Raw genomic sequence first — 26,049 nt, 5'->3', positions numbered from 1 at the left:
CAGTATTGTACTATACTTCTTATATGAAAGTCACCACCACTTTGAAACTTAAATTTCATAGTCTTAACGGCGTTAAAGCACAAATGTTTGCTGAGACGACAGCAGCTTGTACTGAACTGGCTAACGAGCTAATAAAGCTACCGATTGCAGAACGAAAAAAGTTAACTACTGCGCAGGTGCGAATGCACCAGAGCGTCGCTAGACGCGACTTGCCTGCTAACGCAGGCTGCGTACTAACATCTCTAAAATCGGCATTAGCTAATCAAGTTATTCGTCATTGCAAAGGCAAAGCTGGCAAAAAAACCAAGAAATTCAAGCTGCTACCTCCAGAGGTTAATTGCCAAAATTGGAGGCTGTTTAAAGTTGGTGACATTTATTCCGTGTCTTTCCCTACTTTGCATGGGATTAAGCGAGTTCCTATATCGGTTAAAAGTCATTATTGGCAACCTATATTAGATAGGTTGTTGGACAATGATCCAAAATTAACTAAAGGCACATTAAAGCTATGCCAATATCGAAATAAATGGTATGCCTTAATCTCAATCACCGAGGAAGTTCCAGAGGTGATCGTTGATAATCGAGTTGGGGTAGATAGAGGTCAAAACCAAATAGCTGTAGCCGTTCCCAAAAAGGGATTTGGTTTATTCTTTTCTGGGAAACAGGTCAAACATCGTCGTCGCAAATTTCAGCAACGTAGAAAGCAGCTACAAAAAGCTGGTAAATATCGTGCTGTAAAAAGACTTGAGCAAAAAGAACAGCGCTGGATGAGAGCGGTTAATCACACTGTATCTCGTCGTATTGTTGATTTTGCTGACTGGCAAAATGCAGACTTAATGCTGGAAGATTTGTCTGGTTGTCGTCAGACGATGAAGCAAAGAAAAAAGTCTCGCTCTGACAATGCCGAATCTCGTCATGCCTGGGCATACTACGATCTTGGGCAAAAACTAGAATATAAGATGGCAAAACTTGGACGACAAGTTCATGTTAGACCACCTCATTATTCTTCCAAAACCTCATCGGTTAATGGTGTTATCGGGAAGCGAAATGGTCATTGGTTTAAATGTACCAGTGGCGCAATTTTAAACTCTGATTTTAATGCTGGGAAAAATCTCGCTATTTGGGATTATCGCAGTTGTCCAGTAGATTTTCACAGACCTGCACCCGTAATAGATGCAGACAATCTACTGGACGGGGTATTTGGCAATCCCCAGAACTCCATGAACATCATAAATGGAAGAGCAGAGCAATTGTGCCTGTTCGATACTACCAATTATGAGACTAGACGGGAGAATCCCACGTTTTTAGCGTCAGCGTAAACGTGGGAGTGTCAATAATTCCTCTGTAGTGAAACCAGGCATAATTTCTCAATCTTTTGAGTCTGGAAAAGGTTCTGATGTAAACATCTCTGCTAATCAATTAAATATTAGCGATTTTAGTTTAATAAATACTTCAGCATATAGTTCGGGTAATGCTGGAGATATTAACATTAATGTCGATGATTCTATAACAATTATCGGAGTTTCTCCAATTGAAAGGATTCCTGCATTAAGTGGAGTGTCTTCAATTGCAGCAGCATCTGGAGACGGAGGAAACATCAGCCTTTCGGGTAATCGCTTATTCTTGAGAGAAGGAGCAACGATCATATCCCAAGCTCTACAAGAGGGTAATGGAGGAAGTATTCAAGCTAATTTCTCCGATAGTGTTGAATTGTCAGGGGCTTTCACGTTGGATACATCTTTAAATAGCTTTGCTCATAGTGTTATTGGAAGCACCACAGTCTTTGCCAAGGGAGGAAATGTAAAAGTTTTTACTTCGATGTTAAAGCTTGAAAATGGAGCGAGAGTAAATGCTACAAATTCTGGAACAGGCAAGGCAGGAGACATAATTGTTGATGCCAACAATTATGTTCAAATAAATGGTAAAGTTCCTGACTCGACAGATGATAGCTTAATCAACTATAGCCAAATTACAGCCTCCAGTGAAATTACTAATCCATCGTTAAGACAATTGTTCGATCTACCTTCTTTTCCTGAAGGCGATGCAGGTAGTGTAATTATAAATACACCGAAACTAAAGATTTTTGATCGGGGAATTGTATCTGTTCAAAACCAAGGAATAGGTAACGCAGGTAATCTTGAAATCAATGCCGATTCTATATCTCTAGACAACGGAGGCGAGATCTCTGCCTCAACGTTATCAGGAGAAGGCGGAAATATTAACCTCGACACCGAAAGTCTAAAACTATTTGGTCAATCAAACATCACGGCTTCGGCGCAAGGACAAGGAAACGGTGGTAACATTACCATCGATACCGATACAATGGTCGGTCTAGAAAATAGTGACATTACCGCTAATGCCGTCGCGGGAAACGGTGGCAATATTACCATCGATTCTAACTATATTTTTGGTCTAGAATCGCGCCAGTCGTTAACTCCTTTCAATGACATTACAGCCAGTTCCGAACTGGGCATTGACGGGACAGTGATCATCTCCTCCCCTGAAAATAACGTGGGCGAAGAGATCATCATTGTCGGTCGAGAAGATCGCTCGATCAATGAACGAGACTTAATCTCCAAAAATTGTACTGGTTACAATGAAAGAAGAGTTCGAGTACAGGATTTGGGTAGCCCAATTGCACCCAACCCCTATGATTTTGCTGAGTCTGAAGGATTACCCCAAATGGAAAACTATCAGTCTGAGATTAAAGGTTCGCCTTCGGCTCAACAGGACGAGCCAATTGTTGAAGCCAACACCGTTAAGAGGATGTCTGATGGTCGAATCTTCTTGGTGGCTGAGTCTAAATCTAATCAGCCAGTTTCCCCACCTGAACTTTGCCAAAGCGAGTGAAGCTCTTTAGATGTTTACAAAAAGAGTAGTTTTTCATACTAATTTTTTCGATAAACATTAATACTTCTACTCACAATCCAAATGACCATCGATTTCGTTTCGAGATTTTACAGGCTTGTAGCAGAAATTTTCTCACTAATCCACCACCTAATGACTGGTACGAACTTACTGAACTCGAACAAGATGATTTTCTTTGTGATCGCACTTGGCGACGCGAAGATATACGGCGCGTTTTCTATGGGAAGCTTCTCACAGTCGGCTTTTGGGTGGGAAGCTTACCACCCAAAACGCGACGTACAGAAAAGCCGCCTAATACTTTAGTGCAGCCAAAGCCGCATCTCTCCGCCGAGCAGCTTTGGCAATTGATTGATAATTCTGCCGACTCTTTTTCTGCTTTGTTGAGCAGCTATAGTCATTCTAAATAAGAAACATATGAAATAATATAAGCTAACTGAGAAATTGATCAAGTTAGATGACTTATAGTGTAGATCTGCGAAAGCGGGTGGTAAAGTTTGTCGCGGCTGGAGGCTCAAAAGCCGAAGCATCAAGAAGATATGAAGTAAGCTTATGGTGTGTGAATGATTGGTGTCGAAGAAAAAATTTGACTCCATCACCACAACTTGGAAGAAGGCGAAAACTAAACTGGAAAGCACTTGCCCAACATATTCAAGAACATCCAGATGCTTTGTTAAGAGAAAGAGCGCAATATTTTGGAGTGCATACGAGTGCTATTGGGTATGCCCAGAAGCAAATGAAGTTAACTCGTAAAAAAAACTCTGAAATACAGTGAACGCAGGCATAGTGAGCGAATCAACTTTTTGAGAAATTTACGTGAAATTGTCATCCTGGATGGGTCAAGCAATTTAGTTTATTTGGATGAATCAGGCTTTGAAGAATATGTCTATCGTCCTTATGCCTGGTCAAAACGAGGACAAAAAACTTATGGCGATCGCCATGGTCAAAAAGGAACCAGAACCAGTCTGATAGCTGGGAAAAGAGGTAAACAGTTGTTAGCACCAATTCTTTTTCAAGGAAGTACTAATGCTTTATGGTTTAATCAATGGCTCGAAAAACATCTCATTCCCGAATTAAAACCAAACTCCACTCTAATCCTTGATAATGCGTCATTTCACCGCCAGGATGATGTATTTCGCATTGCCCAACAAGCGGGTCACAAAGTTTTGTTTTTACCACCCTATTCACCTGATTTTAATCGGATCGAACAAGACTTTGCCATCCTCAAAAAAAGACGCATTTATTCCGCTCCTGGTACTTCCTTGGATGATATCGTTAAATCATACGGAAATTATTTAGAATGACTATACAATCTCAACAGAAATCGCGATTAGGCTCTGCCTAGCCTTCGGCATCGCAATCTTTAAAAGCTATAAAATATAAAGATCCCCACCGACTACCATATTGATCGAAGAACATGACACAAATTATCTGATCCAAACTTCCCTAAAGCTTACAAACTTTGCTCAATCAGGCTCAAGCAATTAAAAAATATATTTTTCAAGCAGAAGTTGATAAAATGCCAAAAAAATCCATAGAGAAAGTAGTTAATCCTATTGCTGTCAGCTATAAAAGAAATAAAGAATATCATCACATCCATTTATTTGATGTTAATTGGGTAAACGTTACCTATGTTAAGGAAAATTCTTTTGATATAGGCTCAGTGCCTTATTACGAAATATTTTATGAGCATGACAAATTAATTAAGGTTAATAATACTGAAATCCTCAATGCCATACCATTAGTGAAACAATTTTATTCAGAAAATGAAACTTTTTCTTTTGAAACTCTTGAAACTCTCGACCCTAATAAACAGCGTTTATATGGATTGGAATTAGATTCAGCTCGTGAAATGTTGAATACTCTAGGACACATTTGTCGTGATTCAATTAACGATCCTGAATTTTTAGAACTCAGAGCTTATTATCGAAAATATTGCTATTGGATTGAAGAAAAATTAAATTTCAGTTTTACTTCAGATAATTTTTACAGACATGATATTGTTTACGTCCGATCACTTTCTTAATCGCGGTGCTGCTGCTGAACAAACTAAACCTTCTCAAACAACTTGAACAATACGGAATCTAGCCAGCTCAATGGATTAATCCTTCTTCTCCAACATCAACAATAAGCCCCTTCTGCTTTATTTCGATCGCTAATTTTCTACTCAATTTTTGTCAACTGTGAAAAAAAGTAAATTTGGTGACTTTAGACAATTTAACGGTCAAATATATCAATTTCTTACCAGGCTCGAAAAAAAAGACGAAGAAAAAATAGAAGAAATCAAGCAACAATTTAGAGAAAAAGGATACACAAACTTACGTCGCGTTTTGAGTGGGAAGCTTCCCACTCAAAAGCCGACTGTTAGGATTGGTACGAGTACAATTGTTAACAGTGAACACAAAGCACTATACGGAAATGGAAGGTTTAACATTGAATGATTCACAGGGCTATTTCATTCTAAAAAGAGACGCAATATGTTTCAGGCACTTGTGTCAGGCAGTCAGGCTATGACCTTCCTTAAGCCAGATCACATTCAACACCTTTAAATAATAAAAGAAAAATGATCCATATCTGTATAATACCCTCCTACAGATTAAAATCTTTAAGAAAGTGTATTACACTATATAACAAACAACTTAACCCCAACAACCAACTTTGGATGCTGATTGAGCTTGCGCGTTTTGATTTTGCTGGAATACCAATTTCTCGTATTGCTTTTTTGTGCGACGACCAGTACCCTCCAGAAGAGCTAGAAATTCCAATTGAAGAATCATTTGAGGACTTTAACTACTGCCTTAGTTGTTTTGCCGAAGGGAAGCTAGTTCAAAACTGCGATTCTCTTGAACACTCCCATCACTAATGGAATGAGTTAGTTCACTTAGAGAACGTTTCCACTTTTTTATACTCTGTGTCTTGATGTCTTCGATCTCAACGGTCAATTTCTCGGCACTCGCATTCATAACCTCCCTGTTCCTCATTAAATTAAGATTATGAACAATCCACAAACACCAGAATGGTCGCAAATTATTGATCTTAACGTCTCCCACGGTACACGCCAGCAACGCCTTGATTTGTTACAAACAATTGTCGCAAAAGGCGATCGCTATCTATTAGCGGAGTATTTGATTGAATTGATGATCTTTGAAGATAAGCAGGAGATTATTAATGGCGACTTTGAGTTTTTGGACACGGTTTTACGGGGTGATGGTTGGATTGGTTACTCCCATCTCTCCATCGAGCAAAACATTTCTGAATTTCTCAACCGTGATTCTACTCACGAACGTTTCTTTGATTCAGATCGACCAGAGTTTCAACGAATATTAGCTAGCTTAAAATCGGAAAACGATCTCACATCACCATCAACCATCAACCATCACCATGACTATCAAAACTTTACCGACTAGGCGTTCTAGAATCTCCCACTGATGACGCTTGGCTCAACGCCGCAAAATACACCCCCTGAGTCATTCTTTTACTCAACGTGGAATATCTCCGAGCTTGCGATCGCTTTCTCCATACTCCTGACAACAAGTTAACCCACTGTTTCCTTATCCTTGGAAGCTTTAAAATATAAACATCCCCATCGACGACCAAATCATTGGGGATGTTCATTCAACTACTTAATCTAATTGGAGTATACCAAATGACCAATCCTATTATCCAGACCGACATCGCCGATATCCTCAACGAAATTAAATTAGACCAGAGGAAACTACTTGAAGAAGTCAATTCTCTTAAGCTTGGTCAATCTGAAATTAAAGGGAAAATAAATACCGTTGATGAAAAACTTTCAGGAGAGATCAAAGCTCTAGATACCAAAGTCGATCAGCTAGATAAACATATCAGCAACAGTGAATTTAGCAATGTCCGCCTTGAAAAGGCGGACGAAGAAGAAAGTAAACAAAACGTTCAGAAACAACTGATTCCATGCCAAAGTAAAACTTTCAAATCTTTAATTCAGCAAAACACGCCACAAGTTCAACCCGTATCTTCAGACTTTGATCCGCAAAAAGTCAAAGAGGATTATTTGAACCAAAAATATAATCTGTATTCAGAGCGCTGCGAATAGTGATTGGAATGTCTCATCAAAGGGCGATCTCCTTCACTCGTCACACACAATCTTAAACATCGCAAGGCTTTGAATTCAATTCCTCAGCCTCAACCCGACAGCTATTTCACCATCGCCATCAACCAAAATAGCCAAAATCTTTAGTTATTCCCGATTCCTCTTCATTATTTTCTTCAGATACAAAGAGCGAATATCCTCTCTTCGTCGCTTCCTCCCATTTCTCCCATGCCCCTAACAAGTTAACCCAAACAGCTAGCCCAAACTCAGATTAGTTTAGATGGTAATAAGCTCCTTCTTGCCTAATAATATTTCCACCCACTAGTTGATTTACACATGTGACAATCTCTATCACAGTGAAATCATCACAAAAATTTTCTACTTGTCTATGATGATTTCTGCCTTGCTTAATTAAATTTAGTATTTTAGTCTTACAATCTCTTTCTTGCTCTAAAGTTAGAGGTATACGGTTAAAATATCTCTCAAATGTATCGCTACTGCTGGTAATTTCATAGGTCGAATCAAATAATAAATAATTGTCAGATATCAAATAATAAGAAGTTTCATGTTCATAGGGAAGTTTTTCTTCCCTTATAATATTTTCATTCACTAGTTGATTTATACATTTGACAATTTCTGCTGGAGTGTAATCACCGCAAAAATTATCTATTTCTCTATAACGATGATTCTTTTGTATAATTAAGTTTAATATTTTAGTCTTACAATCTCTTTCTTCCTCTTGAGTTAAAGGCATATTAATTTACAAACAAATATTTTTTATCGTTTTATACTAATTTAGCTCAACAGCAGAAAGTATTATTACTAGTTTTTGAGCTATTGAAAGATTACAAAATAACCGTACTAGGCGCAGGGTTATTTCATTCTAAGCAATGGTGTTCAAAAGCCTCTAAAGTATCTCAAGGCTTTGAACTGGATTCTTCAGCCTCCACCCCACGGCTATTTGACCACAAAGAGCGATCGCTTGTAAAAATGCATTTTTGAATTTATACACTTTTATGTAAAGTCACTTATGCTCTATTGATAATTAATTAATCCAGCCAAAATGCGGGTTTATTATCCCCGCGATCGCCGTTGCGACCAAGCAAGTTAAACAATAGTAGAGATCTACAGGCTTAAAACAAAAGATGGAGAAGCAGTTAGCTTAAATAGCAGAATGGGAATACTAGAAATAAATCTAGCTTTCTGGTCATGCAAACCAAGTTATTTCTGTTCTACTTTAGAAAACCCTTGATTATTCTGTCTGCTGTTGCGGCTGTTGCTCTCATTAGTTTAGACAATTGGCAAAGGTACAAGTACAGAACTGCCGACTATACGCCTTGGAAAATCAGCCGTGTCAATAGTGGCTCTTCTTTTACAGTTGAACGTCACAATGAACAGAAAACTATAAGTCTCTGTGGTGTAGAAGCAACAGGAAATGAGTCCCAGAAGTATTTGCAGTCAGTTATTAATTTGAGTAATGGCACAGTAGAACTAGAACAAGTTGGCGATCTCCATGAAGTTTGGATCTCTCTGGCTTCTAACTATGATGTTAATCTGCTTAAACACATTTCCGATACCCCCAATGAATTAGTGCAGCAAGAAATTCACCTTAATACCTGGGTAATTGAACGTGGGATGGCTCGTCGTAACTCTATTGAAGCCGATCGATGTAGAGAGCCAGCACCATTCCTAAACTATATAAATCGCTTCGATTATCTGTTCTGCGAAGTAAAATTTTCTCTGGTGCAATAAACCCTTCTGTGCCTCCAAACTGAGTAGTTATCCCTAATGTTTTATCACTCAGTTCCTTAGAAATACCAAAGTCAATCAAATGTATATTTTCTTCGGAATCTATTATAATATTCTGTGGTTTAATATCGTGATGTGTTACATTACGTTACTCTAAATAAACTAGAATATCTAATAGCTGTAAAGCAATATTAATTACGTTTTTCTCAGTAAATATTTTGTTTGTAACCAAACAATTACCTTCAATATATTCACGAACTAAATAAAAAATACTTCCATCTTGCCAACTATCAAAATATTTAGGTATTCTAGGATGAGAAAGAGACTTAAGAATAGCTGTCTCTTGTTCTAATTGTCTTTGGAAACTCCAGCTTTGCCCACTATTAAATTCAAAAGATTTAATTAAAACTAAGTTACCCGTTTTATCTAAACCTCGATAAACACCCGATCTCAGTTTAATCAAGTTGTGATATGATTTTAAATGTGTTTTTTCCACAATCTAGTTTACTATAGTTATTAAACAAAGGTAGCTGAATTAGTTTATCTTGACTTCTTTACAATCTACTGTGACTTCTTTTTTGACTTTCCAGCGAATCACAATTTCTCCATCCATCGCTGTCACCAAATCTAAAAAAGTCATTGTTCGAGAACTATTTGGGTTCTCCAAAAACTTAACCACTGTACTAGTGTAATTCCCTGCCCCTTTCTCTGTCTGCCTTATTTTATCTAGTTCTTGAGCCAGTCTATAGGGACTCCAGCCCAAGTCTTTCAGACGATCGTTAAACGGTTTTGCGTCCAATTTCTTTTCCTTCACTAATTCTACTCACTAGTTATATCACTTTCGCGCTAGTCTAATCATTTTTGATTTTCTTATTTATAGCGTAAAAAATAACATATTACAGCGTTATCATGCTATAATTAGACCATAAAGAAAAGAAAGTTTGCTTTGACCCGTTATATAAACGGCTTCCATCTGTTCTTTAATCTCATGCCACTGATTACCATTTTTACCCAGCAGAGCAACTTCATCAATGCTTTGGTCGTTTCTGATGAACTTTATAACCAGCTTAATTCTGCAACGATCTCGAAGAGTATACGGAGCCAAACCACTTCTAATCAAGACGTATTAACAATAGCTTGCTTGGCAGAATTTCGAGCGAAATTTCTGGAAGCCACTATCTTTGAATTTAATCTGAGAAATCCCACTCAAAGTACGATTTGGAATCTGAACAAAGCTAACTTGTACGCGAACCAACTTTATCCTTGGTATCGCGAACTCCTTAGTTTTCTTGATTACACAACCTTCCTGCCATACCCTGACACTAATTTACTCATTGAAGTGACACTTTAATTTTTTACTATGAAACTTGACCTAGAATTCTGTTTTTCCGTCGAATGCCTTAAACGTCATCTTGAAAAATACCCTGAACAAGCTCCTCAGCTAGCCATTAACCATTTTGAAGATTTTGTTCTCTTGGCGCGTCAATACAAAGAACTGGAGCAGAAAAATTATGCCCTTCTCAATGAGTTGAGCCGAATTCTCCAACATCAACAACAAGCCCCTTCTGCTTTATTCCTTAACCATCAGAAGCTATAAACTTTCTTTGTAAGATGAAAAATACACCACCGATTGTTATGGATTATTTACAAAAGCTGTCTAATCCTCCTCAATATTTAAAAGCTTAAACAGGTAGGTTAGGTAGTGCTTTTCTAGATTATCAGGCTCGACAAATGGATGCCATGAATCAAACATCTATCTTACTTTTAAATGATTTGCTGGCAATTGAAACAGCAATCAACATTTATAAAAAACAACACAGTCTTTGGCAAGATTGGTCAAGAAAGTCAGTGCTAATGGATGCGTCAGAATTTCTCCCAAAAGTATCCAAACATATGACCGTTCAACGTTTACGTAGTATAGTTTACTTTTCTCAAGCTGGTATATGTTTAGTATCAGGCACTAAACAAGTATTTTGGCATAATTCTAATTATAAATTAGGCAAATATAGTCTTAGTCAAATTGAGTTTATATATGTTGAAAATGATGACAAATCACATTTTTTCCCTTGATACTCAGGCAATATTACTCTTATGTGCCAGTTTTGGTTTGTCGCGTACAACTGTGCCAAAACCTTTAACCTTAAGAGAATATAATAGTCTAGTAATTTGGTTAAAAGATAATGATTTGACTCCTCAAGATTTATTTGATTCAATAATTCAAGATAAACTTCTTCAGTTGACAATTAATCAGCTAGAATCTCACCGCATCTTGGCTTTATTAAAACGTGGTGTGATGTTGAGTTTAGCGGTGGAAAAATGGACAAATCAAGGATTATGGATCTTGAGCAGAGGCGATGCTGAATATCCTAAGTGCTTGAAACAAAAACTAAAAGATCAAGCTCCCGCTATTCTTTATGGTGTGGGTAACAAAAACTTGCTCGATCAAGGAGGATTAGCAATTGTTGGTTCTCGCAATCTAGATGATGCAGGATTAGAATATACTCAGAAACTGATTAAAACTTGTGTTCAACAAAAGAGCCAAATAATTGTTGGTGGTACAAGAGGGGTAGATCGGGCTTTGATGTTAGGTACAATTGAAGCTGGTGGAACAGTTGTCGGTGTGATGGCTGATGGTTTAGCCACATCAGCAGTAGCCAAGAATTATCGCAGAGGAATTCCTCAAGGGAGATTAACTCTAATCTCAGCCCTAGATCCTGATGCTGGTTTTAAGATCGATAACGCGATGGGCCGTAATCAATATATTCATGCTTTAGCTAGCCTGAATTAATTACCTAGATATAAAAGAGTGGAGTAAAAAGAGAAGACAACATGCAATTTTTCAATCGAATTTATCTTGCTTTGTTTTGTAAGAAAAACAAAAACGAAACATCTTTTACGGCTCCAGACCCCTTTATGTACAGATATATTACTCCGACTAAACATGGCTACAAAATTGAATTTTATGATGGTTCTAATTTAGTCGGCTCTAAATTTAGAACTCATAAGCAACTGCTTTTTAACTGGCAAGATCTTCGCTACTGTTTACAATCGTCTCTCAATTCTCGATTTGTCCTCATCATCAGAGAATCTGCTTTTGACAGATGTTTGAAGTTATATACTCGATTTTTTGACTGCCAACGTCAACATTTAATCGAGATTAGTCAAAAAACCGAAGCAGAAATTCTGTGGTCATATTTTCTAGCTCAAGATTTATTGAGCTACCGCTTCAATGCCCACAATTACCCTAAAGGACTAGGGCAGTTACGCCTAATCTCTAATCGAGTCAAGGTAGACTTGCCTAAATATTTACCAATAGCTATTCATCAGTTAGATTGAGTCACTAACAAATTTATTCACCACTAATAATTGCAGATTGATGTGGACTTATCTGGGTAAGCAAATTATTATCGCCATTAATGTAGAACAAATACAATGTATTCAGTTTGATGATGGCACAGAGGAAAAAGGTTTCAATGCCATCAAATCTTTCAATCGCGGTATTTTTGTTAACCCGACTTTAGACAGGAAAAAGTATTTATCTCTACTCAAAGTTTTTCACCCAGATATTAGTGATTTAGATTCACATTTAGCTACACAAATCGCCCAGACAATTATTAATGCCAAAGATGGCATGGCAACAGCTACCTCCCCTTGGAAAACTAATCATCAATCGCGATCGCACACAGAAGCTTACACTCAGTCCAATTCTCGCTCTGGCTCGGCTAAATATAACTGGACTGATTGGGCTGCTTCCAATCAAAACCAATCTCAACGCCAAAGTAGTTATCAACAGCCGAAGCCCCCCAAAGTTGAATTGGATTTTGAAACTTTACTCAGTCATGTTCCCACTAGTTACTGGAAAATGTTTGGTGACTTTAACACCTTTGAAAGAGACCTAAATGTTAATTTTCGGCTTTTTAAGCGTTGTTACTATGGTTATTTTGATACCGAGCTAGAAATCGTTTTCCGTCAGCAATGTACCTTTAGAGAAAAGGTAACGGCTATTCATCACAATTTCTTTTATATCCTCGATCAACTCAACTTAAATAGCCTGACCAAAAACGATTTGTGGACTATGAGTGAATATGAAGCGGTCGCTTACAATCAGTTTGAACGTAAAAATGATTTGCTCAGTAATCTCAAGAATCATTTCCAAAACAAATCTCATGATTCACAAAACCAACTGAGTGTGAATCCTTGGACTTTGATGGTGACCTCCCCTAGACCACTTTGGAAACATAAATTTATCTACTGCGACTACCATAGCAATTTTGAGCAATCCCCACACGATCACAAATCGAAGCAGCAGAAGCATCAACAAACAAAAGCTGAAACTTTTTGTTTCAACTGCGGTCAATACCTCAAACTAAGAAGAAAATGGCTCGAACGCGATGACTTTTTGTATTTTTTAGAACTGACCAGGAAATTAGCCAAACAGTTGGACATTAAAACTACTATCCAAGATGGTTATCCTGCTTATCCTCTTCATATCCTAGATTTAGCTTGGCAAAAAATCTCTCTCTAGTCTCTTTTATCCCCGATTCCTCTTCATTATCCTTGTTCCCGATGTTCGTTCTCAATTCAATTATTACCTGCGTTTATGAAGCGATTGCAGATGATAACATAATCATGAGTCATAATGACCATGACTCATGATTAGCACCAGAGTTCTTTAACTGCTTCTCTTCCTTTAATTTCTGCTGCCTCTAAACTGTAAAAAATATCAGAATAATCGTAGACGCAATTAAAGTCATCAATAATTGAAAACTGATAACATTTTGCTGGTGAATAGTAGATCGCTAAGATACAGCCCTCTATAGCCATCATCATTTTAAGTCTGTATTGAAGCATTTTTGCAACCGACTAATTTCTATTAATTCACTCACCATTTGAAGCTTTGCCATTTCTCCATCAATCGCTTCTACTTTAAAAGGACTCGCCCACGACCAATAGCTAGGCGCATCTTCTACCGTCACACAATCCCCTATTGTGATAACAGACTTATCCTCGTCTAGCTCATACCCTGCTTCAGAGTTTTCCGTAATTAGTGGTGGTGAAGTGTCATTGACATCTCGAATCTTTAGCCCCGCAAAATATGACCCAAAGCGATGCGCTCCCCTAAAGGACTCCTAAAGGATACCGCTTCGCATATAGCTTCGCGTCGCGCGCTGGCTTCGCCAATCGCGCTCTCTCCTGATATCTAAACCCAATTGATTCTTGCCCAAATCACCAAGCAAGGTGACAAATCGACAACCCTTTGTAGAGATAAAAACGCTAGTATGTAGAAAAATTAGTCTTTGAAAGTGTCATGAAGAAAAACTTTGTTTCCAACGGTAGAGCGAAAGTTGTATATAGTCCTTGTATGCCAATTCATCAATTTGGCAAGGAAACGTCTGTAAAAGAAGATGAAAAAAATCGAAATGGAGTAAGCTTGTTGCGGAGAATATGGGGGCGATAATCCTAAAATTGCCTCCAAACTTACCGTTTGATAAAGCTAAAGGCTAATAGCTTTTAATTTCGGTCGTCTTCGACTTTTCTATTTTGACTACTATGGCTTGATTAATCGATTTGGTTCCTTGTTGTTTTCTTCTTTTGGCTTCGCCCATTGTTTGATAGTTTGCTCAACAGCACTTTTTTAGCCGACTCATTTCAATTAACTCGTCCACTAACTCTAATGCTACCAAATTCGATTCTATTGCTCGAACGGTAAATGGCGAGGCCCAACTCCAATGACCTGGACAATCAGAAATGGTTACGCGATCGCCTACCGCTATTTCTTGATTATTTTCTGCTTCTATCTCAGTCTTAGTGGTGGCGGCTTCTGGGTGAGAAACTTTCCACCTAGAACGCGCCACGGTTAATTTGTCTTGTTCTTGTTCAATTTCTTGTGAATCATTTGATTCATTGCTAAGACCATCATCAATAATTCTTTCAATCGCCGTCGTTACTTTATCCATCACCATTGTCCAAATTCTATTCACGACATTGGTATTATTAAGATTGGCTGGTTGACTATTTTGAACTAAGGATAAATTTTTCTCACCCGTAATCATAGGCGGTTTGTCATCTTCTTCGGTGCGAATCTTTAAGCCAGTGAAATAAGAGCCAAAGCGATCGCGCGATCGCTCGATATCCAATCCCAATTGATTTTTAGCTAGGTCAGATAATAAATTCACAAAGCGACGCAAGGAAAGCGCACGAGTACCTGTGTCATGACAATGTTCGGCATAACTAGCATACAACCATTTATTGGTATTTAAGTACCATTGGTCTGAATTGTTGTCTTTGTTTCGTTTGGCTACACCAACATTAGTTTTGGCAGCATGGTCATAAACTACTTTGCTATCTAACCAGTCGGCAATGGGATTGGTTTCTACTAACGTTTGTGCCTTCATGGCCAAGAGCGATGGTACTGCCGTCTCATAGTTTTTAACTATTCTGGTGGCTTCAACTTCATCCATTGCCAGTACCCAATTAAGTAACCCTGGTATGTATGGTACGAACTCCCCAAGCAATTCCCCATTCTGATGCTCAATCAGGTTCTTCTGGCGATCGCTTTTGATTAGATTTAGCATGGGAATGGAGATTCTTCTTCTTGCTAATCCTGATGTGTAATCGCTGCTTTGGATTACTTCATTGGTAGAAACAATTACTAAAGCATCAGGATTAAATCCGCCTTTGGATTGCTGGTACTTTACTTCATAAGGCAGGGTATCTTGACCTGTGAGGTTTTTGAGCTATTCTTCCAGTAAAACAACATTCTCTAGTTCTTTAATCAAAATAGGCAGACTCTTAATCAAGGTATCCCAAATAACATCAAGATCGATATCATCATATTCATGAACCAACCGATTACGCATTCCGTTAATAGCTGTCCAGGGAACTTTCGGTAAGTTTTGTTTGGTTTCTTCAGAAACACGTCTTGCTGCTTCTCCAATAATTAAAAATCGTCGAATCACAGCATCCTGAAGTTGAAGATCGCTTATCAAATCCTCTCGCGATCGCCCTGCTACGTATTCAACAGCAATTTTGGCAGAGAGCAGCATATCAAGTAGAAATTGGGGATCTTTTGGCATAGATAATTTGAGCAGAGTCAAGAATATTATTACGACGCAGATAATTTCGACTACCTGTAATACCTTTGCGAGTTACTAAGTCTACGTCTCGCTGAAAAATTACCTTTAGTTCATTTTCCATATCTGCTAAGTCGAACAGGGTAGGATGAGCATCTGAATGGAATTGCACCATCACGTCGATATCGCTATCAGGACGGAAATCAACACGAAGAACAGAACCAAACAAAGCAAATTCAATAATTTGCCAGCGATCGCAAAATTCTTCGATCTGTTTGATTGGGAATTTTATATTGGTCAATTTCATCCTAATCTTTTGTAATGTATTGGTATGTTTCTTAAATAAAGATTGATTATACATATTCTGGATCATGGTGACGGCAAAATTTAAAACTACCTCCAGAAATCATTATTACCGAATTTTTTTTTCAGTCTTTTTTTTCAGTAGTTTTGAAAAATGCTGTCACAATCAGAACATCTATAATTACCATTAGGTGGGATAATTCTTGAGCTTTTTTCTTCTTTTTTAAGTTCGACATTTTTCTAACCGACCCATCTCAATCAAATTGTCTACTAACTCTAATGCTACCCAATTTCCTTCTATTGCTGTGACCTTAAACGGCGAGGCCCAACTCCAATGCCCAGGACAATCAGAAATAGTTATGCGATCTCCTACCGCAATTTCTTCAACATTTTCTGTCTCTAAATCTAGATTTGATTTTTGATTTGTTTCTGTTTCTACTTCCGTTTCTAATTTACTACCAAGAGCATCATCAATGATTCTCTCGATCGCAGTAGTTACTTTATTTATCACCATCGTCCAAACTCTATGTATTGTATTTATATTATTGTTGCTACGGGCTGGCTGAATATTGTGGTATTTCTGCTCACCCGTAATCATAGGCGGCTTATCGTCTTCTTCGGAGCGAATCTTTAAGCCAGTGAAATATGACCCAAAGCGATCGCGCGATCGCTCGATATCCAACCCCAATTGATTTTTGCCCAAGTCAGATAATAAATTTACAAAGCGGCGTAAGGAAAGTGCGCGAGTACCTGTGTCATGGCAATGTTCGGCATAACTGGCATATAACCATTTGTTAGTATTTAAATACCATTGGGCTGAATTGTTATCTTTGTCCCTTTTGGCTACACCAACATTGGTTTTGGCAGCATGGTCATAAACTACTTTGCTATCTAACCAGTCGGCAATCGGATTAGTTTCTACTAACGTTTGTGCCTTCATTGCCAAGAGTGATGGTACTGCCGTCTCGTAGTTTTTGATGATTCTGGTAGCTTCAACTTCATCCATCAATAATACCCAATTAAGTAATCCTGGAATGTATGGTACAAACTCCCCTACCATCTCACCATTCTGATATTCGATTAGATTCTTTTGGCGATTGGCGAAGCCAGCGCGGAGCGCATCGCTTTTAATCGCTTTGAGCATCGGGATTGAAATTCTTCTTCTTGCTAATCCCGATGTGTAATCACTGCTTTGGATTACTTCATTGGTAGAAACAATTACCAAGGCATCAGGATTGAATCCACCTTTGGACTGCTGGTACTTTACTTCATAAGGTAAAGTATCCTGACCTGTGAGGTTTTTAAGCTTACCCACCTCTCCTGCGTATCTTTCTGAATCGTTGATTAGGACTAAGCGTTTTCTTGCTATCGAGGCGGTTTCAAACTTTTCTCCTTCTAGTTTCTTGAGGGTAGTGGTATGTACATTTTCTTGCCCCACCAAAGCGATCGCTAATCTGGTTAAAGTTGACTTGCCTGTTCCTCCTGGCCCGATTAGTTCTAAGTATTTCTGCCAGTCAGTTCTACCTGTTACGATTCCCAGTAGATAGGCTCTCATCAATTCAATTAATTGGCGATCGCCCCTGCACATTTCGAGTAACCAATCTTGAATCGGATCACAAGTTAGGAGTGGATTATAGGCGTAGGGCAGACACCAGGTTAATCGGTTGGAGGGGCTGTGGGATAAAAGTTTCCTTGTTTCAAGGTCTAATACCCCATTGAGCAATGGCAATACTCCTTTCGCTTCGTCCCAGGTTCTCACGGCTAAATCCATTTTTAATAATGCGATCGCTCCATTGAGCATCGATACACTGTAGTTTGGTTTTTTCTTATTTTTACTTGTTTGGGCAATTTCCATTGCGATCGCTTCTACTTCTGACTTGACTAGCTGCCCGACAAATTCAATTGGTTCAATACTCCAAATCCCCTCTGTTTGCGCGCCGTAACGATACCATTGCTGTTGCTCTGCGTTCCAGGCTAGTTTACTTCGATATTTCTCTGCTAACCACTGAGCCAAATCCGACTGTGACCAGTTCGGTAACTCCCGCGATTTTTCTTGATCGCCTTCCGCTGATTCTGATGTTAAGGCGCGTTTTGTGTATGAATCTTCATTCACAAAAGCCGCCGTTAATTTTTGTAAGGACTCGACTTTTATCGCCTGAGCAATCGCTTTTTCTAATCTCGATATCAGTTCATCAGTACTAAAATGCGGATGCACCTCTACAAAGTCCGTAAGATCTCCTTTAGCTGGCATTTCACTCCATACATCTGTCGGCGAGATGATCAGACATGGTAAGTTGACTTTAAAACAGGCTGATTTGACTAATTCTGCTTTTTTCTGCCCCGCTTTATCATGATCGGGAAAATAAACTAATCCTGCTGCTTTTGCGTCTTTTAAGGCGCTCAAATCATTGACAATTGCCTTGGGTGTCCAGTTCGACCCCTGCCATGTTATTGCTGCCAAGGCGATCGCTCTGGCTGTCTCGACACATCCTTCTCCTTCTAAACCTAAGACCCATTTTCCCTGGCAATGCTTAACTGCTTCAGATAGTTTGTATGCTCTCCAATCCTTTGCGCCTTTACTCCATTGGATTAAGCCATTGGACTTAATATGCCCCTGTCTGATCGTTTTGGCTTTTTTTCTCTCTTCTGTTGTCCACTCAAATCTACTTACCCATTGAGTTTTTGAGTACCAATAACGGGTTTCTACTGCTGAAACAGGTACTCCTTGTTTGATTAACCATTCTGGAATAGGCGAGAACTCTGGCTTTGGCGCGTTCTCAGCAGAGGCATTAAGTTGGGCAAGCTTGATTTTCTCCCTTTCTCCTTGTCTCCCTATCTCCTCGTCCCTTTGCCCCCTTACCCTTGACCCTTGAGAAGAAGCTTCAGACCATGGACTTATCGCTTCCCGAATATCCTTAATTTCACAGCCACACTTGAACGCTTGGTACGAACCGTTTTTCTTGTTGATTTTGAACCCACCATCTCCACAGACAGGACAGGTACAATGGTATTCATTTGAAGTTTCTTTGACTACGTTCAAGCGCTCTAGGTAATCTAAAATCTGGAATGGTGTGATAAATCCAATCACATCGCACCTCCCAACTGGTTCGAGCGGTTTTCTTGATGTTGTTTGAAAGTCAAGGTGCAGTTTTGGACTCCACCATTTAAAATGTACATAACTACTAATTCCTTTATGCGGATATTGGTTCAAAGGCGATCGCTAACTTTTCGACGGGAAGCGATCGCTTTTGCTATTTATGGCTGTGAAATACAAAATGTAAAGTTAATCAATCAACATTAATTATCAGATTCTTCTACTATCAAGTCATCAACAGACAGGTTTTCGCCACTCCATATAGAACATAAACGAGCCAAGGCTTTGAGATTTGAAATATCTGCTTTTTCTAATAACCCATCTTTAGCTCTAGTTAGGGTATGTCTAGTTACCTCATTTCTTGTTCCCTCAATTGTTTTATAGACTGCATAAACGGATAATGGCTTTCCTTCATCATCTTTCGGCCACCAAAGTTGTATGTCTATATATGTTCTGTTCATTAAAACGCCTGTTGTTGTCAAGTTCACCCCCAATTATTGTCGATTAACTACTTGATATCCACTATACCAAATATTTGAAATATCAAGCAACTGACAATCAATATGTTGACAATCAGTTAGCAGTATGTCAATATAAATACTATGAGGAAACGGAAAGCATTAGTCCGCAAGCCAAATAAGTTAACTAAAGTGATGCAAAATTTTTTAGATTAAAAGCGATCGCTCGTCCTGAGAAAACAATGCGATCGCTTTTATACCCCCCATTAAGAGGTCAATTCACATCATGACATATTTAGCCGAAAAACAGACAGTACAAGCAGAAGAACGAGAACTCATCACCATAGAGTTCGTACCCCCACAAGACCCCAATGAAACCAAATATAGTTGCGAACAACCTTTATTCGTTTTCTATGAACAAGTTATTCTTAAAAATAATTCCTCTACTCCATTTACTGTCTACGCAATGGAGCTTGTCGAGTCCAAAACGAATTCAGGAAAGTTACTCAATCAACCTTATTGGAAATACAAAATTACTAACGGTGAAGTTAGTTTCTGGAAAGTTGAATCGGCTCTGGAGCGTTATTCTGATACCTGCGCTCAATGCTCTCATTTCCAAGATTATCAAGAATCTAATGGACGTGGTTGGTGTCGCTTGTTTGAACAGGCTGCCAAAACTCATCATCAAAGAACTAATGACTGCGATTTGTTTGGCGATCAAAATCCCCTCGATGTTCCTCATGCTCGTTTCGCGCTTGATAGTATCGTTAAAGTCATCGATGCGACTGAACATCATTCTGAATGGGCAAGTTTTGTAATTATCGGTCGCCAATACAATCACGAACTCTATCGTTCTACGGAAGCTTATTTGTCTGAAACTGCTTGGTACTACTGGCTAGTCAACCCCAGTTACGAGTCAACCTATGGTGAGCGTCTTTGGGTGGCTGAAGACCAAATTTGTCTGTTCGATGAGTCTCATCTGATCTCTACTGAAGACATCTTTTAGTCGCTCCGTGATGCGATCGCACAAGTAATGCGATCGCTCTTATGGCTTTACTTCTTAACCACCCTCTACAAAATCATCCATCTCGCCATGAATCCAAATATTGATGCTGAACTTCAGCAATTAAAAGTTTATCTCGATCAGTATCCACATAAAGCTGCCCAACTTGCCGTCAATCATCTAGAAGACTATTTGATTCTGTTCAATGAGTGTCAACGTCTTGAAGACCAAATTAGACAACTTCGACAATCCAATCAATCCAAGGTGAATCTTGCTCCCTCGAACAATACTCAATTGACTTTAGAGAATCGCCTTCGTGTCGAAATACTCAAAAGAAATTTGGCATCAGAACCTAATTACAACCAGGCTAAATTTTGGGCAGCGGAATACTTCAAATTCTTGCTGCATTTAAACGAATCTTATCTCGAAAAAAGAGCCGAGTTAATTTCTCTAAACAACAAACCCTCTCTGCCCTACTTCCTATGAAAAACCGAATCCTTAAGTCTCGCTTATCCAAAGCAGGTTTTATTCGGCTGACCAAACGCGGTAAGGGCAGTCACACCGTCTGGCAACATCCTTTTTATCCAATAGCCATTGTTCAGTCTGGAAAAGATAACAGTGATGCCAAACCCTATCAAGTCAAAACTCTTAAACTCTTTCTCCAGAAAATTAAATAATCTTTCCTTTCTTTTCTCTTCTTTAATCAACATGTATCTAGTAGAAGTTCCCAACGTCGATCCTTCTAAAACTTGGCACACAGTTACGGAGTTCAAGACGAGATCCGAAGCGATCGGACGCGAAGCTAATCCTTTAGGGCTTTTTGTGACGATCATTTATGCTGCACAAATGGTTGGTATCCGATGTTGACGACTAACGGTAGTTATTGGTCATGCGATACTCCTAATCCTCAACTTAAATCCCGTAACAACCAATTTTTAACTATTGAAGAATTTGAGCTGGAGTGCGATTGTTTAGATTTTATTCGTGCTAACTTTCCTGATGCTAATGCCGATGGAAATATTTACTTGATTTCCCAGACCAATTAAAAATCTTTAAAGTCGCGATCGTTTAAATCTTTTCAGTCTACAATCTCTCACTCTATAAAATGACTCAAACATATTTACTTTCAATTGAGATCAGAACCGTTGAGCCAAGCCTCAACAATCCTCTTGCTGATTCCGTCGTCACTATTTTTTGCGACCCACAGAACAATTGTTTTATCGGTTCAAGCCTCGATCAAGTCAAAACCGCGATTATCGGCGCAATTCCCCACCTTGGAACCAACTTTCGCCATCCTTTATTCTTCAACGTTCAAATTCTGCCTGGTGATCAAACAGATGCGCTCATTGCCTCTATCCGAGGGCGTAAACTCCGAGGGCGCAGATTCCGCCAAACTGGTAAGAATTGAGCGTGGGGGATGCGTGGGTTTCATCAAACTATGCGATGCAAGCCCACGCATATCCAACCACGCTGTTGAGCAGTTGAATAGTACAATAGTATTAATATTATCTTCATAAAGACCATGCAAAATAATCACGATTTCGGCTTTAACACTGAGGAATTTCTCGGTGAATTATCCTCAATTCCTTACGCGCAATTTATTAACGCTTCAGATAAAAAGTTTGGTATTGCCATTACTTCAACTAATGCCGAATTAGCCAAGTTTGAATTAACTGATGCTTGGAAGCCCGTCGAACATGAGTTTCGTGATGGTACTCAAGAAACTCTTTTGTTGACCAAATCGCCCAAGCTCTTAATTCTCAATCGTTCTCAAGCCCTGATGAGCAATGATTTTGAGACTCTTCCCTACGATAAACAGAAACATGATGCGGAAGGTTATAAAGCATTCAGCTATGTCATAGTTTGGTTTTTAGACGATAACAACAAACCCCTTTCTCAATTACCTTTTCGGCTTAAATGTAGTGGCTACGCTGGTTTGACTTTTCTTCAGAATTATTCTTACTACAACGTTGCTGACTGTTTCTGCAAACAGTTCCTAGCTGTCTATAAATCTCTCACTGGCGATAGAGCTATTGATAAGAATGAAATATTTTACGCTCATGCTATTTATCAACCGACCTTTGTTAGGAAGCTCGTAACTTCTAGTGTCAATGGTCAGAAATCTTCGGCTGTGATCACCGAGAGCTTTGTCCAGCCTACTCCAGATAACTTTGCTTCTTTAATCATTAAAAATGGTTCGGAGATAAGTATCAAGATTAAGCAACTGATTCAAACGACTAAATCTTGGCTTAAATCTGAATCTGATACTCAACAATTTGCCAATTCTGATGGCAATGGTATTTGATAGGCGATCGCGCTCCGCCTTAGAAGATATGCATAGCAGTACTCTTTAGGACACGCTTAGTCTACAGATCACGATAAACTATTGAAGAAATGGGTTGGAATATTTACAAATGAAATTACCAAACAGTGACCAAGCTGTTTTAGGAGACAAACTCGAACAATATTGTTTAAATACCCAACACTTGCAAGGAAAACACAAAGCTTTCCTTTTTCATAAAAAACTTGGCATTACTCTGGAAAATAAAGCAATATTAGAACAAGCATTATTACAAGCTATTCGAGAGAACAATAATGTTGTAATCTATAAACAAGATCGTTACGGTATTCATTACGATATCAAGTTTAGACTTCAAACCGAAGTAGGAAGTTCTTTGATTTTAAGCTCTTGGATTATTCGTCATCAGGAAACTTTTCCCCGATTGACAAATGTTTATCCAGTTAATAAATAATTGAGGTTTTTATGAGTCTAATTCAAGAATATGATTTAATAGCGATCACTACTGATATCCAAGCTAATCACAAAGAAACCAACGAACCTATTTTACTCAGAAAAGGACAAGTTGGAACAGTAGTTATGAATTTTGATGGCGAAGCTTATTTGGTTGACTTTGCCGACCCAGAAGGAATAACTTATGCTATGGAAACTTTACCAGTAGACCAATTAATTCCTTTGCTTTATCGTCCTGTCGTACTGCAAGCTTCTTAAATAGTTTAATAAATCTTCAGGTAGTGCTAAACAAGTAATGATAAATTGTAATAATGCACAAAGTACCAAATAGCACCGACATGATTTTCTAACGATTTAGAAAAAGATAAAGTTTTTCGGACTAAACGTGACACTCGCTGTCTCAATGTATTGTTAAATCGTTCAATATAACTTGTAAGCCCCGTTTCTTTACCCACTGCTTGGTGACGTTGACTAGGAAATACTGCCCCATAAGCAGACCAAAAATCAGTATAGGTAACTGCACATTGTCGATAAACAGGAGGCAAAGATTCCCAAAGCTTTCGAGCTGCTTTTTCGTTGCGATCGCCAATATAAACACCAACAATTTCTTTACTGTCTACATCCAAAGCTAACCATACCCATTGTTTATTCCCCTTATTGTCTACAAATGACCATAGTTCATCGCTTTGAATTGTCAACTTTCCTTTTTTTTGGGAGTTGCTTGTATTGCTCTTGATACGAGGGCATACTTGTTAGGCGCGTTTTGAGTAAGAAGATTCTTACTCAAAAGCCGCCGTTATTGACATAGGTTTGAAGCCATCTTTCGGAAACTTTCACTGCACGAGCAACCTCGACACTTGCTTCAAGTCGGTGAAACCGCCCAACGCAGTGTCTCGCAATTCCCGCCAGAGAAATCCGTTCCAACAATAGTCGGTCAATTAGCTCTCGCTTTTCCTGTGAGATCGTTATCTTCTCTGGGTTTTTAACAAATTGTCTATTGCACCCACAGCATTTGAACCGTTGTTTTCCGTTGTGAATATGACCGTTTTTTACAGTTTTTTCAGAATGACAGCTTGGACAAGTCAGCATTGGTCGGAGTTGTTTAATATCAACGCTTATTCTATATCATTACTTGTTTAGCACTACCAAGTTTAGTTATTGTAGTTTGAGGAATGCGATGCCCTTCGGGCTGGCGTTTGCGGAGCAAGTCGTAGACTCAGCCAATCGCGTACTTGAAGGAGCAGTATGCGGTTGGGACGGTCGAGATTAAGGTGGTACAGACCAAACTGTTAAATTAAAAACCGCCAAAAAAAACGCCCCACATTTCTGGAGAGCATTTTTTTATTTACTGATAGTTTGATTAACTAACTCTTAGCCGTTGATAGCAGGGGCGCTTATTGCTACAGGAGCTTGTTCGCCACTAGCCAAGTCTAATGGGAAGTTGTGTGCATTACGCTCGTGCATTACTTCAAAACCAAGGTTGGCTCGGTTTAAGATGTCTGCCCAGGTGTTGACTACACGTCCTTGAGAATCCATTACGGACTGGTTGAAGTTAAATCCATTCAGGTTGAACGCCATTGTGGAGATACCCATTGCTGTGAACCAAATGCCGATTACAGGCCATGCTCCGAGGAAGAAGTGTAGACTTCTGGAGTTGTTGAAGGATGCGTATTGGAAGATTAGACGACCGAAGTAGCCGTGCGCTGCAACGATGTTGTAGGTTTCTTCTTCTTGTCCGAACTTGTAACCGTAGTTTTGAGACTCGGTTTCAGTTGTTTCACGTACTAAGGAAGATGTTACTAGTGAACCGTGCATTGCAGAGAACAAGCTTCCACCGAATACACCTGCTACTCCCAACATATGGAAGGGGTGCATCAAAATGTTGTGTTCTGCTTGGAAGACCAACATGAAATTGAACGTACCAGAGATACCAAGAGGCATACCATCAGAGAATGAACCTTGTCCTAAAGGATAGATTAAGAATACTGCTGTGGCTGCGGATACAGGTGCTGAGTAAGCTACACAGATCCAAGGGCGCATTCCTAAACGGAATGATAGTTCCCACTGACGACCGAGGTATGAGAATACACCAATCAAGAAGTGGAAAATAATCAATTGGTAAGGGCCACCGTTGTATAACCACTCATCTAAGGATGCTGCTTCCCAAATTGGGTAGAAGTGAAGACCGATTGCATTGGAGCTAGGAACAACTGCACCAGAGATGATATTGTTTCCGTATAGTAGTGAACCTGCTACGGGTTCGCGGATTCCGTCGATGTCTACAGGAGGTGCTGCGACAAAGGCGATGAGAAAACAAGTTGTGGCTGCTAGGAGGGTGGGGATCATCAAGACTCCGAACCAACCAACATAGATGCGGTTGTTAGTGCTTGTTACCCACTGACAGAACCTTTCCCAGTTATTCTGGGTTTGGGTTTGTTGTAGTGTAGTTGTCATTGTGTTTATGATTGCGTTGTTTATATATTTGTTCGGTTTCCAGAACAGGATGGTCAACGAGGTAAAAAATAATGTGTTTCTTCATCCATATAAGTACATTAACGAATGTAAAGTTATTTGTCAAGTTTTGTAACGAAATTGTTGACGATCTCTATCGCAGGTCGTAATAGATAGCAATATGCGGATTCCCACTTTCAACCCAAGGCGATCGCTCCCAAACGTAATCAAATTA

The 26,049-nt window shown here is 39.0% G+C and carries 36 protein-coding genes and 1 pseudogene; 24 read left to right on the top strand and 13 right to left on the bottom strand.

Going from position 1 to position 26,049, the window contains the following annotated elements:
• Positions 1-23: 23 nt before the first annotated feature.
• The 9 genes from KME09_01120 (at position 24) to KME09_01080 (ending at position 6,934) form a co-directional block, all read left to right on the top strand.
• Entirely contained in the window at positions 24-1,316 is a 1,293-nt protein-coding gene (locus tag KME09_01120) for a transposase (protein ID MBW4532516.1), read from the top strand.
• 28 nt (positions 1,317-1,344) lie between these two features.
• Positions 1,345-2,847: a hypothetical protein gene (locus KME09_01115; GenBank protein MBW4532515.1), complete on the top strand. Its 1,503-nt coding sequence runs from the start codon at positions 1,345-1,347 to the stop codon at positions 2,845-2,847.
• 472 nt (positions 2,848-3,319) lie between these two features.
• Positions 3,320-3,637, top strand: coding sequence for a transposase (locus tag KME09_01110; GenBank protein MBW4532514.1), 318 nt, complete (start codon positions 3,320-3,322; stop codon positions 3,635-3,637).
• 28 nt (positions 3,638-3,665) lie between these two features.
• A complete protein-coding gene (locus KME09_01105) occupies positions 3,666-4,166 on the top strand; it encodes an IS630 family transposase (GenBank protein ID MBW4532513.1) in 501 nt (166 codons plus the stop codon).
• A 158-nt stretch (positions 4,167-4,324) separates the two neighbouring features.
• Positions 4,325-4,888: a hypothetical protein gene (locus KME09_01100; protein ID MBW4532512.1), complete on the top strand. Its 564-nt coding sequence runs from the start codon at positions 4,325-4,327 to the stop codon at positions 4,886-4,888.
• Positions 4,889-5,045: 157 nt separating this feature from the next.
• On the top strand, positions 5,046-5,303 hold the full coding sequence (locus tag KME09_01095; GenBank protein ID MBW4532511.1) for a hypothetical protein: 258 nt from the start codon (positions 5,046-5,048) through the stop codon (positions 5,301-5,303).
• Between the two features lie 221 nt (positions 5,304-5,524).
• Positions 5,525-5,725, top strand: coding sequence for a hypothetical protein (locus tag KME09_01090; protein ID MBW4532510.1), 201 nt, complete (start codon positions 5,525-5,527; stop codon positions 5,723-5,725).
• A 130-nt stretch (positions 5,726-5,855) separates the two neighbouring features.
• A complete protein-coding gene (locus tag KME09_01085) occupies positions 5,856-6,269 on the top strand; it encodes a hypothetical protein (protein ID MBW4532509.1) in 414 nt (137 codons plus the stop codon).
• A 239-nt stretch (positions 6,270-6,508) separates the two neighbouring features.
• A complete protein-coding gene (locus KME09_01080; protein MBW4532508.1) occupies positions 6,509-6,934 on the top strand; it encodes a hypothetical protein in 426 nt (141 codons plus the stop codon).
• 268 nt (positions 6,935-7,202) lie between these two features.
• Here KME09_01080 and KME09_01075 read toward each other — a convergent pair whose 3' ends face one another.
• Positions 7,203-7,685, bottom strand: coding sequence for a hypothetical protein (locus tag KME09_01075; protein MBW4532507.1), 483 nt, complete (start codon positions 7,683-7,685; stop codon positions 7,203-7,205).
• A gap of 455 nt (positions 7,686-8,140) precedes the next feature.
• Between KME09_01075 and KME09_01070 the strand changes: the two genes are divergently transcribed.
• Positions 8,141-8,683 (top strand): hypothetical protein, encoded by a 543-nt coding sequence (locus KME09_01070; protein ID MBW4532506.1) that lies wholly within the window; start codon positions 8,141-8,143, stop codon positions 8,681-8,683.
• On the opposite strand, the gene KME09_01065 is transcribed toward KME09_01070, so the two are convergent.
• The 3 genes from KME09_01065 to KME09_01055 are packed head-to-tail and all read right to left on the bottom strand — an operon-like array spanning position 8,583 to position 9,494.
• Positions 8,583-8,807 carry a protein kinase gene (locus KME09_01065; GenBank protein MBW4532505.1) on the bottom strand — a complete coding sequence of 75 codons (225 nt, stop codon included), beginning with the start codon at positions 8,805-8,807 and terminating at the stop codon, positions 8,583-8,585. The genes KME09_01070 and KME09_01065 overlap by 101 nt on opposite strands.
• A 21-nt stretch (positions 8,808-8,828) precedes the next feature.
• Positions 8,829-9,176 (bottom strand): hypothetical protein, encoded by a 348-nt coding sequence (locus KME09_01060; GenBank protein ID MBW4532504.1) that lies wholly within the window; start codon positions 9,174-9,176, stop codon positions 8,829-8,831.
• Between the two features lie 39 nt (positions 9,177-9,215).
• Entirely contained in the window at positions 9,216-9,494 is a 279-nt protein-coding gene (locus KME09_01055) for a hypothetical protein (GenBank protein ID MBW4532503.1), read from the bottom strand.
• 546 nt (positions 9,495-10,040) lie between these two features.
• Here KME09_01055 and KME09_01050 point away from each other — a divergent pair.
• The 5 genes from KME09_01050 (at position 10,041) to KME09_01030 (ending at position 13,205) form a co-directional block, all read left to right on the top strand.
• On the top strand, positions 10,041-10,277 hold the full coding sequence (locus tag KME09_01050; GenBank protein MBW4532502.1) for a hypothetical protein: 237 nt from the start codon (positions 10,041-10,043) through the stop codon (positions 10,275-10,277).
• Positions 10,278-10,411: 134 nt separating this feature from the next.
• The gene (locus KME09_01045) at positions 10,412-10,750 is read left to right on the top strand and encodes a hypothetical protein (protein MBW4532501.1); all 339 of its coding nucleotides are present in this window, start codon (positions 10,412-10,414) and stop codon (positions 10,748-10,750) included.
• The gene (locus KME09_01040; protein ID MBW4532500.1) at positions 10,722-11,468 is read left to right on the top strand and encodes a DNA-processing protein DprA; all 747 of its coding nucleotides are present in this window, start codon (positions 10,722-10,724) and stop codon (positions 11,466-11,468) included. Before KME09_01045 ends, KME09_01040 begins: the two co-directional genes overlap by 29 nt.
• Positions 11,469-11,509: 41 nt before the next feature.
• Complete coding sequence (locus tag KME09_01035) at positions 11,510-12,016, top strand: hypothetical protein (GenBank protein ID MBW4532499.1); 507 nt, start codon at positions 11,510-11,512, stop codon at positions 12,014-12,016.
• A gap of 40 nt (positions 12,017-12,056) precedes the next feature.
• On the top strand, positions 12,057-13,205 hold the full coding sequence (locus tag KME09_01030) for a hypothetical protein (protein ID MBW4532498.1): 1,149 nt from the start codon (positions 12,057-12,059) through the stop codon (positions 13,203-13,205).
• Between the two features lie 131 nt (positions 13,206-13,336).
• Here KME09_01030 and KME09_01025 read toward each other — a convergent pair whose 3' ends face one another.
• The 7 genes from KME09_01025 to KME09_00995 form a co-directional block, all read right to left on the bottom strand.
• Entirely contained in the window at positions 13,337-13,531 is a 195-nt protein-coding gene (locus KME09_01025; GenBank protein MBW4532497.1) for a hypothetical protein, read from the bottom strand.
• Positions 13,507-13,656 carry a hypothetical protein gene (locus tag KME09_01020; protein MBW4532496.1) on the bottom strand — a complete coding sequence of 50 codons (150 nt, stop codon included), beginning with the start codon at positions 13,654-13,656 and terminating at the stop codon, positions 13,507-13,509. The genes KME09_01025 and KME09_01020 overlap by 25 nt, the downstream gene beginning before the upstream one ends.
• Positions 13,657-14,301: 645 nt before the next feature.
• Positions 14,302-15,255, bottom strand: coding sequence for a hypothetical protein (locus tag KME09_01015; protein MBW4532495.1), 954 nt, complete (start codon positions 15,253-15,255; stop codon positions 14,302-14,304).
• 162 nt (positions 15,256-15,417) lie between these two features.
• A complete protein-coding gene (locus KME09_01010) occupies positions 15,418-15,726 on the bottom strand; it encodes a DUF86 domain-containing protein (protein ID MBW4532494.1) in 309 nt (102 codons plus the stop codon).
• 1 nt (position 15,727) lies between these two features.
• The gene (locus KME09_01005; GenBank protein ID MBW4532493.1) at positions 15,728-16,060 is read right to left on the bottom strand and encodes a nucleotidyltransferase family protein; all 333 of its coding nucleotides are present in this window, start codon (positions 16,058-16,060) and stop codon (positions 15,728-15,730) included.
• A gap of 219 nt (positions 16,061-16,279) precedes the next feature.
• Complete coding sequence (locus KME09_01000) at positions 16,280-19,144, bottom strand: hypothetical protein (GenBank protein ID MBW4532492.1); 2,865 nt, start codon at positions 19,142-19,144, stop codon at positions 16,280-16,282.
• Positions 19,145-19,353: 209 nt separating this feature from the next.
• Entirely contained in the window at positions 19,354-19,632 is a 279-nt protein-coding gene (locus KME09_00995; protein MBW4532491.1) for a hypothetical protein, read from the bottom strand.
• A gap of 262 nt (positions 19,633-19,894) precedes the next feature.
• Between KME09_00995 and KME09_00990 the strand changes: the two genes are divergently transcribed.
• From KME09_00990 to KME09_00950, 9 genes are all read left to right on the top strand, one after another.
• Positions 19,895-20,614, top strand: a complete 720-nt coding sequence (locus KME09_00990) for a hypothetical protein (GenBank protein MBW4532490.1) — start codon at positions 19,895-19,897, stop codon at positions 20,612-20,614.
• Positions 20,615-20,701: 87 nt separating this feature from the next.
• Complete coding sequence (locus KME09_00985; GenBank protein MBW4532489.1) at positions 20,702-21,097, top strand: hypothetical protein; 396 nt, start codon at positions 20,702-20,704, stop codon at positions 21,095-21,097.
• Positions 21,094-21,288, top strand: coding sequence for a type II toxin-antitoxin system HicA family toxin (locus tag KME09_00980; GenBank protein MBW4532488.1), 195 nt, complete (start codon positions 21,094-21,096; stop codon positions 21,286-21,288). The genes KME09_00985 and KME09_00980 overlap by 4 nt, the downstream gene beginning before the upstream one ends.
• A 31-nt stretch (positions 21,289-21,319) precedes the next feature.
• Positions 21,320-21,478, top strand: a complete 159-nt coding sequence (locus tag KME09_00975; GenBank protein ID MBW4532487.1) for a hypothetical protein — start codon at positions 21,320-21,322, stop codon at positions 21,476-21,478.
• A complete protein-coding gene (locus tag KME09_00970; protein ID MBW4532486.1) occupies positions 21,472-21,657 on the top strand; it encodes a hypothetical protein in 186 nt (61 codons plus the stop codon). The genes KME09_00975 and KME09_00970 overlap by 7 nt, the downstream gene beginning before the upstream one ends.
• A 59-nt stretch (positions 21,658-21,716) precedes the next feature.
• Positions 21,717-22,019: a hypothetical protein gene (locus tag KME09_00965; GenBank protein MBW4532485.1), complete on the top strand. Its 303-nt coding sequence runs from the start codon at positions 21,717-21,719 to the stop codon at positions 22,017-22,019.
• 114 nt (positions 22,020-22,133) lie between these two features.
• Entirely contained in the window at positions 22,134-22,916 is a 783-nt protein-coding gene (locus KME09_00960; protein MBW4532484.1) for a hypothetical protein, read from the top strand.
• 109 nt (positions 22,917-23,025) lie between these two features.
• Positions 23,026-23,364 carry a hypothetical protein gene (locus KME09_00955; protein MBW4532483.1) on the top strand — a complete coding sequence of 113 codons (339 nt, stop codon included), beginning with the start codon at positions 23,026-23,028 and terminating at the stop codon, positions 23,362-23,364.
• A gap of 11 nt (positions 23,365-23,375) precedes the next feature.
• Positions 23,376-23,621: a DUF4926 domain-containing protein gene (locus tag KME09_00950; GenBank protein MBW4532482.1), complete on the top strand. Its 246-nt coding sequence runs from the start codon at positions 23,376-23,378 to the stop codon at positions 23,619-23,621.
• A 26-nt stretch (positions 23,622-23,647) separates the two neighbouring features.
• Here the strand turns inward: KME09_00950 and KME09_00945 are convergent.
• A pseudogene (locus tag KME09_00945) lies at positions 23,648-24,449 on the bottom strand (IS1 family transposase).
• Positions 24,450-24,734: 285 nt separating this feature from the next.
• Complete coding sequence (gene psbA / locus KME09_00940; protein ID MBW4532481.1) at positions 24,735-25,817, bottom strand: photosystem II q(b) protein; 1,083 nt, start codon at positions 25,815-25,817, stop codon at positions 24,735-24,737.
• Positions 25,818-26,049 lie beyond the last annotated feature (232 nt).

Origin of the sequence: Pleurocapsa minor HA4230-MV1, from assembly GCA_019359095.1 — a bacterium.
GTDB classification, from domain to species: Bacteria; Cyanobacteriota; Cyanobacteriia; order Cyanobacteriales; family Xenococcaceae; genus Waterburya; species Waterburya minor.
The sequence above is the reverse complement of the archived record's forward strand: the minus strand, read 5'-3'. Positions and strand labels throughout refer to the sequence as shown.

Bases quoted from the DNA above. Each gene is read 5' to 3' on its own strand.
- KME09_01015 (MBW4532495.1), bottom strand. From the start codon at position 15,255: ATGCTAAATCTAATCAAAAGCGATCGCCAGAAGAACCTGATTGAGCAT.
- KME09_01005 (MBW4532493.1), bottom strand. From the start codon at position 16,060: ATGAAATTGACCAATATAAAATTCCCAATCAAACAGATCGAAGAATTT.
- KME09_01075 (MBW4532507.1), bottom strand. From the start codon at position 7,685: ATGCCTTTAACTCAAGAGGAAGAAAGAGATTGTAAGACTAAAATATTA.
- KME09_01040 (MBW4532500.1), top strand. From the start codon at position 10,722: ATGATGACAAATCACATTTTTTCCCTTGATACTCAGGCAATATTACTC.
- KME09_00980 (MBW4532488.1), top strand. From the start codon at position 21,094: ATGAAAAACCGAATCCTTAAGTCTCGCTTATCCAAAGCAGGTTTTATT.
- KME09_01030 (MBW4532498.1), top strand. From the start codon at position 12,057: ATGTGGACTTATCTGGGTAAGCAAATTATTATCGCCATTAATGTAGAA.
- KME09_00985 (MBW4532489.1), top strand. From the start codon at position 20,702: ATGAATCCAAATATTGATGCTGAACTTCAGCAATTAAAAGTTTATCTC.
- KME09_01090 (MBW4532510.1), top strand. From the start codon at position 5,525: ATGCTGATTGAGCTTGCGCGTTTTGATTTTGCTGGAATACCAATTTCT.
- KME09_01010 (MBW4532494.1), bottom strand. From the start codon at position 15,726: ATGCTGCTCTCTGCCAAAATTGCTGTTGAATACGTAGCAGGGCGATCG.
- KME09_00965 (MBW4532485.1), top strand. From the start codon at position 21,717: ATGACTCAAACATATTTACTTTCAATTGAGATCAGAACCGTTGAGCCA.
- KME09_00975 (MBW4532487.1), top strand. From the start codon at position 21,320: ATGTATCTAGTAGAAGTTCCCAACGTCGATCCTTCTAAAACTTGGCAC.
- KME09_00960 (MBW4532484.1), top strand. From the start codon at position 22,134: ATGCAAAATAATCACGATTTCGGCTTTAACACTGAGGAATTTCTCGGT.
- KME09_01035 (MBW4532499.1), top strand. From the start codon at position 11,510: ATGCAATTTTTCAATCGAATTTATCTTGCTTTGTTTTGTAAGAAAAAC.
- KME09_01085 (MBW4532509.1), top strand. From the start codon at position 5,856: ATGAACAATCCACAAACACCAGAATGGTCGCAAATTATTGATCTTAAC.
- KME09_01110 (MBW4532514.1), top strand. From the start codon at position 3,320: ATGACTTATAGTGTAGATCTGCGAAAGCGGGTGGTAAAGTTTGTCGCG.
- KME09_01070 (MBW4532506.1), top strand. From the start codon at position 8,141: ATGCAAACCAAGTTATTTCTGTTCTACTTTAGAAAACCCTTGATTATT.
- KME09_00950 (MBW4532482.1), top strand. From the start codon at position 23,376: ATGAGTCTAATTCAAGAATATGATTTAATAGCGATCACTACTGATATC.
- KME09_01050 (MBW4532502.1), top strand. From the start codon at position 10,041: ATGAAACTTGACCTAGAATTCTGTTTTTCCGTCGAATGCCTTAAACGT.
- KME09_01120 (MBW4532516.1), top strand. From the start codon at position 24: ATGAAAGTCACCACCACTTTGAAACTTAAATTTCATAGTCTTAACGGC.
- KME09_00955 (MBW4532483.1), top strand. From the start codon at position 23,026: ATGAAATTACCAAACAGTGACCAAGCTGTTTTAGGAGACAAACTCGAA.
- KME09_01080 (MBW4532508.1), top strand. From the start codon at position 6,509: ATGACCAATCCTATTATCCAGACCGACATCGCCGATATCCTCAACGAA.
- KME09_00970 (MBW4532486.1), top strand. From the start codon at position 21,472: ATGTTGACGACTAACGGTAGTTATTGGTCATGCGATACTCCTAATCCT.
- KME09_00990 (MBW4532490.1), top strand. From the start codon at position 19,895: ATGACATATTTAGCCGAAAAACAGACAGTACAAGCAGAAGAACGAGAA.
- psbA (MBW4532481.1), bottom strand. From the start codon at position 25,817: ATGACAACTACACTACAACAAACCCAAACCCAGAATAACTGGGAAAGG.
- KME09_01045 (MBW4532501.1), top strand. From the start codon at position 10,412: ATGGATGCCATGAATCAAACATCTATCTTACTTTTAAATGATTTGCTG.
- KME09_01025 (MBW4532497.1), bottom strand. From the start codon at position 13,531: ATGCTTCAATACAGACTTAAAATGATGATGGCTATAGAGGGCTGTATC.